The sequence below is a fragment of the Streptomyces sp. NPDC058291 genome (assembly GCF_042880855.1).
In the GTDB taxonomy this organism is placed as follows: domain Bacteria; phylum Actinomycetota; class Actinomycetes; order Streptomycetales; family Streptomycetaceae; genus Streptomyces.
In genome coordinates this window covers 1-8,109 of record NZ_JBHVYK010000156.1, presented here as the reverse complement: position 1 = coordinate 8,109, position 8,109 = coordinate 1, and the positions used below count along the sequence as shown (strand labels likewise).

Genomic DNA, 8,109 nt, shown 5'->3' with positions numbered 1-8,109 from the left:
CGGGGACACCCCGTGGGCGCCGCCGTCGCCTCGGCAGCCGCTGCCCTCGGCGGCCGCTAGAGGATCCCCCGCGCCCGCAGCTCGGCGGCGTACGGCGGTTCCGCACCGGCCCGGGAACAGGTGATCGCCGCCGCCCGCGCCGCGAACCCCAGCAGCTCCTGCCAGCCGGCGGCGTCCACATCCGACGGCGCGGCCGGGGACAGCGCGTCCCGCGCCGAGAGTGCGTGCAGCAGAGCCGCGTTCACGGTGTCCCCGGCGCCGATCGTGTCCACGACGTCCACCCGCTCGCCCGGCGCCGAGTGCACCGCGCCGTCCCGGGTGAACGCGGTGAGCCCGGCGCCGCCCCGGGTGATCACGACGGCCGAGGGCCCTGCGGACAGCCACTCGCGCGGGGTGCCGCCCAGCCACTCGGCGTCCTCCTCGGAGAGCTTCAGCAGCGACACCGAGGGCAGCCAGCTCTTGAAACGGGCGCGGTACGCGTCGGCGTCCGGGATCAGCCCGGGACGGATGTTCGGGTCGAGCGCGACGAACAGGCCCTGCGACGCGGCGGTGCGCATCAGCTCCTCGTACGCGCTCGCGCCCGGCTCCAGCACGAGCGAGCAGGTGCCGAAGGACACCGCGCGCGTCCCCGCGGGCAGCGCGTCGGGGGCCTTGAACAGCCGGTCGGCGGTGCCCTCGACGTAGAAGGAGTAGGCGGCCGAACCGTTCCCGTCGAGGGAGGCGACGGCGAGCGTGGTCGGCTCCGCGCCGCGCTGCACCGCGGACAGGTCCACGCCCGACTCCCGCAGCCGGTCCAGCAGCGCCTCGCCGAAGGCGTCCCGCGAGACGCGGGAGCAGAAGGCCGTGGGGGAGCCGAGACGGGCGAGGGCGACCGCCGTGTTGTAGGGGCCCCCGCCGAGCGCCGGCCGCAGACCCGCGAGGGCGCCGGTCCCCTGCGGTACCAGGTCGATCAGGGCCTCACCGGCGACGACGATCACTGGACGGTTCCTCTCTCTGACTGTCTGCGACCGCTCGGACCGCTGCTCGCGGCGCGGCCGCACGAGGTGCGACGGACGAAGAAGCAGGTGAGCCGCCGGCCGGGAAGCTACCTCACTTCGCAGCCACGCCCCAAAGCCCGGGAAGCCGTCTCACTTCGCAGCCACGCCCCAACGCCCGGGAAGCCGTCTCATGTCGCAGCGGCGTCCCACAGTCCGGGTCGACCACCGCCGCAGCCGTCACAACCGCCGCAGCCGTCGCAGTCGTCACAAGCGCCGACGCCACCGAAGCGCTCGAACCCTCGAAGGTCGCCGAGGGCCGGGGGCGAGGTCCGGAGGGGCCGGAATCCGCTTGATCGGCTGTCGGTCCTGCCGGATCTCGCGGACGAGCAGACACGCGACGCGGCCGCAGACCGTGACCGCGACCGCAGGCGGTCCAGGACCGTCACCGAGGGCGGCCGCGGGCCCCCGACGGCCGTGGCTCACTCCCAGTCCCAGCCGATCCCCACCATGCCCGACCGCACCCGCGGCTCGACCAGGTGCACCGAACGGTGCCGGCCGCTGAGCGGAAGTTCCTGGCGGCCGCCGCGCGGGGCCGCGGCCGAGTGCTGGCTGAACCGGTGGCAGCGCACGGGCACGGCGTGCTCGTCGAAGCGGACCTGGAGGGCGTACTGCCCGCCTGCCGCGCCGAAGCCGCGGACGTACTCGGTGGACGCGTCGCCGGTGCCGTCCTCGACGCCGTAGCGGAAGAGGAAGGTGTCGCCGGCCCGCAGGCGGATGTCGAAGAGGAGCTCGGCCACGAGCACGCCGGTGGCGTGGTGGCGGCGGACCCCGCCGGCCCGGCAGTTCTCCAGGGCGTGCACCGTCATCCGCTCCGGCGCGCACCCGGGATCGCCGTGGTGGACGGCCACGAAACGGTCCACGCCGTCGCGATGGGCGCGCACGATGTGCTGCGACTCACGTCCCAGCAGCTCGCGGCGGGCCCCGATGCGGACCCGCTCGTGGTGGCCCAGCGTGTGCAGCCCGCCGTCCACCGGGCACTCCAGGTCGCCGAGCAGCTGGTCGAGGACGCCGGAGGCCTGCAGGAGTGAGCGGTAGGAGCGCCCCGCGGACCGGCCGCCCGTCGCGCAGCCCGACCCGCCGGACCCGGCAGACCCGCCGGGCCCTCCGTGTCCGTCGGCCGAGTCCGCGAGCAGCCGGATCAGCGACTCGTCCGGCAGGCGCAGGATCTCCTCCAGGGCGCGGACGGCGCGCAGCGACTCGGGGCGCTGCGGTCGCCGGGCGCCCTGCTGCCAGTAGCTGAGACTGGTCACCCCGACCTTGACCCCGTAGCGCGACAGGTGGTGCTGGACACGCTGCAACGGCAGCCCACGGGCCGCGATCGCGGCGCGAAGCGCCACATGGAAGGGCCCCCCTCGCAGGGCCGTGTCCAGTTCCGCGCTGACGGCGTCGACGGCGGCGTCCGCGTGCTGTGCGGCGGCGTGCGGCATGCAGGGGCCTTCCTGTGAATGCTCACGACGGCTGGTCGGACCGTGCGTGGGGGTGGTCGGGGCCTTGACCGCGGCGCCGAAGCTCCTTCATGTCCCTGAGGCGGCCGTCAGGGCCCCGAGTTCCCCCGCATTGAAGCGTGTTGACCTGGTCCCGACAACACCCGATGCCCGAGTGACACGTGCGGGTGGCCGAGTCGCCGCCCCCCCGGGGCCCCGCCGCTGCCGGGCCCGCTCGTGCGAGCTCCCGCCGCGGACGCCCGGCGCCGTCCACAGCCTCGCCGGAGTGTCACCCCGCGCCAGTAGGGTGTGAGACATGGCCGACCCCTCCAGCTACCGCCCCAAGCCGGGACAGATCCCGGACTCTCCCGGGGTGTACCGGTTCCGCGACGAGCACCGCCGGGTGATCTACGTCGGCAAGGCGAAGAGCCTGCGCCAGCGCCTGGCGAACTACTTCCAGGATCTGGCCGGTCTGCACCCGCGCACCCGCACCATGGTCACCACGGCCGCGTCGGTCGAGTGGACGGTGGTGTCCACGGAGGTGGAGGCGCTCCAGCTGGAGTACTCCTGGATCAAGGAGTACGACCCCCGGTTCAACGTCAAGTACCGCGACGACAAGAGCTATCCCTACCTCGCGGTGACGATGAACGAGGAGTTCCCGCGCGTGCAGGTGATGCGCGGCCACAAGAAGAAGGGCGTCAGGTATTTCGGTCCGTACGCCCACGCGTGGGCGATCCGGGACACCGTCGACCTGCTCCTGCGCGTCTTCCCCGTGCGCACCTGCTCCACCGGCGTGTTCAAGAACGCCTCCCGTACCGGCCGCCCCTGTCTGCTCGGCTACATCGGCAAGTGCTCCGCGCCCTGCGTCAGCCGGATCTCGCCCGACGACCACTGGGAACTGGCCGACGAGTTCTGCGACTTCATGACCGGCCGCACCGGAACCCACCTCCGCCGCCTGGAGAAGCAGATGATGGAGGCGGCCGAGGAGATGGAGTACGAGCGGGCCGCCCGCCTGCGCGACGACATCGAGGCGCTGAAGAAGGCCATGGAGAAGAACGCGGTCGTGCTCGCGGACGCGACCGACGCCGACCTGATCGCGGTCGCCGAGGACGAGCTGGAGGCGGCCGTGCAGATCTTCCACGTCCGCGGAGGGCGCGTGCGCGGTCAGCGCGGTTGGGTCACCGACAAGGTCGAGGACGTCACGACCGGCGCACTCGTCGAACACGCTCTGCAGCAGCTGTACGGCGAGGAGCGCGGCGACTCCGTGCCCAAGGAGGTCCTGGTCCCCGCCCTGCCCGACCCGGTGGAGCCGGTGCAGGAGTGGCTCACCGAGCGCCGCGGGTCCAACGTGTCGCTGCGTATCCCGCAGCGGGGCGACAAGAAGGACCTGATGGCGACCGTCGCACGCAACGCGCAGCAGGCGCTCGTCCTGCACAAGACCAAGCGCGCCTCCGACCTGACCACGCGCTCACGCGCCCTGGAGGAGATCGCCGAGGCCCTCGACCTGGACAGCGCCCCGCTGCGGATCGAGTGCTACGACATCTCCCACCTCCAGGGCGACGACGTGGTGGCCTCCATGGTCGTCTTCGAGGACGGCCTGCAGCGCAAGAGCGAGTACCGCCGCTTCCAGATCAAGGGCTTCGAGGGCCAGGACGACGTCCGCTCCATGCACGAGGTGATCACCCGCCGCTTCCGGCGCTACCTCGCCGAGAAGGAGCGCACGGGGGAGTGGGCCGACGGCGCGGACGCCCTCGCCGACGGCTCCCCGCAGGCCCTCGCCGACGGCTCCCCGCACGCCTTCGCCGACGGCTCCCCGGCCCCCCTCGCCGACGCCGCGGAAGCGCCCCTCACCAGCAGCCTCAAGGACGACGACGGCCGCCCCAAGCGCTTCGCCTACCCGCCGCAGCTCGTCGTCGTCGACGGCGGACAGCCGCAGGTCGCGGCGGCCAGGAAGGCGCTGGACGAGCTGGGCATCGACGACATCGCCGTCTGCGGCCTGGCCAAGCGACTGGAGGAGGTCTGGCTGCCCGACGACGACGACCCGGTCGTCCTGCCCCGCAGCAGCGAGGGCCTCTATCTGCTCCAGCGGGTCCGCGACGAGGCCCACCGCTTCGCGATCACCTACCAGCGCACCAAGCGCGCCAAGCGCTTCCGCGCCGGCCCGCTGGACGAGGTGCCCGGCCTCGGCGAGACGCGCAAGCAGGCGTTGATCAAGCATTTCGGCTCGGTGAAGAGGCTGCGCGCCGCGACGATCGACCAGATCTGCGAGGTCCCGGGCATAGGCCGCAAGACGGCCGAGACCATCGCGGTGGCCCTCACCCGGGCGGCGCCGCCCGCCCCCGCCGTGAACACGGCGACCGGAGAGATCATTGATGACGAGGAACCCGACACCACGGCGGGTTCCCCCGGGGCCCCCGTGACGTCGGGCGCCCCGGAGGAACGACGGGGGCAGGAGACATGACCGAGCACGACGCACACCCCACGGCCCAGCCGGAACAGACGCCCACTACTGTGCCCACAGCCGATCCCCGGCAGAGCCATCGAGGGCCCGGCGAGGCCGCCGCCCCGCCCCCCGCGGGCGCCGGCGGCTCGCCGCACGAAGCACGCCACGAAGACGGAGCACAGGTGAGTACGGACGTCACGCCGCCCGGGATCCCGGAAGCGGCCATCCCCGAGCTGGTGATCATCTCCGGCATGTCCGGGGCCGGCCGATCGACGGCGGCCAAGTGTCTGGAGGACCTCGGCTGGTTCGTGGTCGACAACCTCCCGCCCGCCCTGATCCCCACCATGGTGGAGCTCGGGGCCCGCTCCCAGGGCAACGTGGCCCGCATCGCGGTCGTCGTCGACGTCCGCGGCCGGCGCTTCTTCGACAACCTGCGTGAGTCCCTCGCCGACCTGGAGTCGAGGAGCGTCACCCGGCGCATCGTCTTCCTGGAGTCGTCCGACGACGCTCTGGTGCGCCGTTTCGAGTCCGTGCGCCGGCCGCACCCCCTCCAGGGCGACGGCCGCATCGTCGACGGCATCGCCGCCGAGCGCGAACTCCTGCGCGAACTGCGCGGCGACGCCGACCTGGTGATCGACACCTCCAGCCTCAACGTCCACGAGCTGCGGGCCAAGATGGACGCCCAGTTCGCCGGCGAGGAGGAGCCCGAGCTGCGGGCCACCGTCATGTCCTTCGGCTTCAAGTACGGACTGCCGGTCGACGCCGACCTCGTGGTGGACATGCGGTTCCTGCCCAACCCGCACTGGGTCCCGGAGCTGCGCCCCTACACCGGCCTCAACGAGGAGGTCTCCGCGTACGTCCTCAACCAGCCCGGCGCGAAGGAGTTCCTCGACCGGTACGCGGAGCTCCTCCAGCTGGTCGCCGCGGGCTACCGCCGGGAGGGCAAGCGCTATGTGACCATCGCGGTGGGCTGTACCGGCGGCAAGCACCGCTCGGTGGCCATGTCGGAGAAGCTCGCCGCGCGCCTCGCGGCCGAGGGCGTGGAGACGGTGGTCGTGCACCGGGACATGGGACGGGAATGACAGGACGTTCTCCACGGCTCGGCCGGCTGCGCAGGGCCGCGCCCGACGGGCGCGTGAGCCGGCCGGTCGAGGCCCGCGGCGCCAAACCGCGCCGCCGGGGCGCCCAGCCCAAGGTCGTCGCCCTCGGCGGCGGCATGGGCCTGTCCGCCTCGCTCACCGCGCTGCGCCGGATCACCGGCGACCTCACCGGCGTCGTCACGGTGGCCGACGACGGCGGCTCCAGCGGTCGCCTGCGCGACGAGCTGGGCGTGCTGCCCCCGGGCGACCTGCGCAAGGCCCTGGCCGCCCTGTGCGGCGACGACGACTGGGGCCAGACCTGGGCCCGGGTCATCCAGCACCGCTTCCAGTCCCAGGGCGAGATCAACGGACACGCCGTCGGCAACCTGCTGATCGTCGCCCTGTGGGAGCAGCTCGGGGACCACGTCCAGGCCCTCGACCTGGTCGGCAGGCTGCTCGGCGCGCAGGGGCGGGTGCTGCCCATGTCCGCCGTGCCGCTGGAGCTCCAGGCGCTGGTCAAGGGCCATGATCCGCTGCGGCCGGACGACGTGGACACCGTCCGCGGGCAGGCGACCGTGGCGCTGACGCGCGGCGAGGTGCAGTCCGTGCACTTGGTGCCGCACGACCCGCCGGCCGTCCCGGAGGCCGTGGACGCCGTCCTGGACGCCGACTGGGTGGTGCTCGGCCCGGGCTCCTGGTTCTCCTCGGTCATGCCGCATCTGCTGGTGCCCGACCTGCTGGACGCGCTCATGGCGACGAAGGCGCGCCGGGTCCTCTCCCTGAATCTCGCGCCGCAGCCCGGAGAAACCGATGGCTTCTCCCCGCAGCGTCATTTGGAGGTTTTGGGACGACACGCCCCTAAACTCGCCCTGGACGTGGTGCTGGCCGACGAGGCCGCCGTGCCCGACCGCGACTCGCTGGCCGAAGCCGCCGAACGGTTCGGGGCGGCGGTCGAACTGGCGCCGGTGGCCCGGCCCGACGGAACCCCGAGGCACGACCCGGAGCTGTTGGCCGCCGCGTACGACCGTATTTTTCGGATGCATGGAAGGATCGGCCCATGGCGATGACGGCAGCGGTGAAGGACGAGATCTCCCGGCTCCCCGTCACCCGGACCTGCTGCAGAAAGGCGGAGGTCTCCGCCCTTCTGCGGTTCGCCGGCGGCCTCCACCTGGTGAGCGGGCGCATCGTGATCGAGGCGGAGCTGGACACCGCGATGGCGGCCCGTCGGCTCAAGCGGGACATTCTGGAGATCTTCGGCCACGGCTCGGAGCTGATCGTGATGGCCCCGAGCGGTATCCGCCGCGGCTCGCGCTATGTCGTGCGCGTGGTCGCGGGCGGTGACCAGCTGGCCCGGCAGACGGGGCTCGTGGACGGCCGCGGCCGTCCGATCAGGGGCCTGCCCCCGCAGGTGGTCTCCGGCGCGACCTGCGACGCCGAGGCGGCCTGGCGCGGGGCGTTCCTGGCGCACGGCTCGCTCACCGAGCCCGGCCGCTCGTCCTCCCTGGAGGTGACCTGCCCGGGCCCGGAGGCCGCGCTCGCGCTGGTCGGGGCCGCCCGTCGGCTGTCCATCGCGGCGAAGGCCCGCGAGGTGCGCGGGGTCGACCGGGTCGTCGTCCGCGACGGCGACGCGATCGGCGCGCTGCTGACCCGGCTCGGGGCGCACGAGTCGGTGCTGGCCTGGGAGGAGCGCCGGATGCGGCGCGAGGTGCGGGCCACGGCGAACCGGCTGGCGAACTTCGACGACGCCAACCTGCGCCGCTCGGCGCGCGCGGCCGTCGCCGCCGGGGCTCGCGTCCAGCGCGCTCTGGAGATCCTCGCGGACGAGGTGCCCGAGCACCTCGCGGCGGCCGGCCGGCTGCGCATGGACCACAAGCAGGCCTCCCTGGAGGAGCTGGGCGCGCTCGCGGACCCGCCGCTCACGAAGGACGCGGTCGCCGGCCGGATCCGCCGGCTGCTGGCGATGGCCGACAAGCGCGCCTCCGACCTCGGCATCCCGGGCACGGACGCCAACCTCAGCGACGAACTCGCCGACAACCTGGTGGGCTGACGCTCGCTCAGAACGCCGGTGGTGGGGCGCGCGCGGGGGGCGCCACCCGCGGGTTTGGGGGCCCCCGGGCGGGGGTGTA

Annotated in this window: 6 protein-coding genes; 4 read left to right on the top strand and 2 right to left on the bottom strand. The window is 73.4% G+C overall.

The window, feature by feature from the left end:
* Positions 1-56: 56 nt before the first annotated feature.
* Both ACFVYK_RS37475 and ACFVYK_RS37470 read right to left on the bottom strand, forming a co-directional pair.
* Positions 57-977, bottom strand: a complete 921-nt coding sequence (locus ACFVYK_RS37475) for a carbohydrate kinase (RefSeq protein ID WP_389781211.1) — start codon at positions 975-977, stop codon at positions 57-59.
* A gap of 479 nt (positions 978-1,456) precedes the next feature.
* Positions 1,457-2,464, bottom strand: a complete 1,008-nt coding sequence (locus tag ACFVYK_RS37470) for a hypothetical protein (RefSeq protein ID WP_389781210.1) — start codon at positions 2,462-2,464, stop codon at positions 1,457-1,459.
* A gap of 313 nt (positions 2,465-2,777) precedes the next feature.
* Between ACFVYK_RS37470 and uvrC the strand changes: the two genes are divergently transcribed.
* Genes uvrC through whiA form a run of 4 tightly spaced genes read left to right on the top strand, consistent with a single transcriptional unit; the run spans position 2,778 to position 8,030 of the window.
* Positions 2,778-4,922, top strand: coding sequence for an excinuclease ABC subunit UvrC (gene uvrC / locus ACFVYK_RS37465; RefSeq protein WP_389781209.1), 2,145 nt, complete (start codon positions 2,778-2,780; stop codon positions 4,920-4,922).
* Complete coding sequence (rapZ, locus tag ACFVYK_RS37460; RefSeq protein WP_389781208.1) at positions 4,919-5,986, top strand: RNase adapter RapZ; 1,068 nt, start codon at positions 4,919-4,921, stop codon at positions 5,984-5,986. Before uvrC ends, rapZ begins: the two co-directional genes overlap by 4 nt.
* Entirely contained in the window at positions 5,983-7,050 is a 1,068-nt protein-coding gene (yvcK, locus tag ACFVYK_RS37455) for a uridine diphosphate-N-acetylglucosamine-binding protein YvcK (RefSeq protein WP_389781207.1), read from the top strand. Before rapZ ends, yvcK begins: the two co-directional genes overlap by 4 nt.
* Positions 7,041-8,030, top strand: a complete 990-nt coding sequence (gene whiA / locus ACFVYK_RS37450) for a DNA-binding protein WhiA (protein ID WP_109000029.1) — start codon at positions 7,041-7,043, stop codon at positions 8,028-8,030. The genes yvcK and whiA overlap by 10 nt, the downstream gene beginning before the upstream one ends.
* The last annotated feature ends 79 nt before the right edge of the window (positions 8,031-8,109 follow it).

Coding starts and splice junctions, on each gene's coding strand:
- uvrC (WP_389781209.1), top strand. CDS start 2,778: ATGGCCGACCCCTCCAGCTACCGCCCCAAGCCGGGACAGATCCCGGAC.
- yvcK (WP_389781207.1), top strand. CDS start 5,983: ATGACAGGACGTTCTCCACGGCTCGGCCGGCTGCGCAGGGCCGCGCCC.
- rapZ (WP_389781208.1), top strand. CDS start 4,919: ATGACCGAGCACGACGCACACCCCACGGCCCAGCCGGAACAGACGCCC.
- ACFVYK_RS37470 (WP_389781210.1), bottom strand. CDS start 2,464: ATGCCGCACGCCGCCGCACAGCACGCGGACGCCGCCGTCGACGCCGTC.
- whiA (WP_109000029.1), top strand. CDS start 7,041: ATGGCGATGACGGCAGCGGTGAAGGACGAGATCTCCCGGCTCCCCGTC.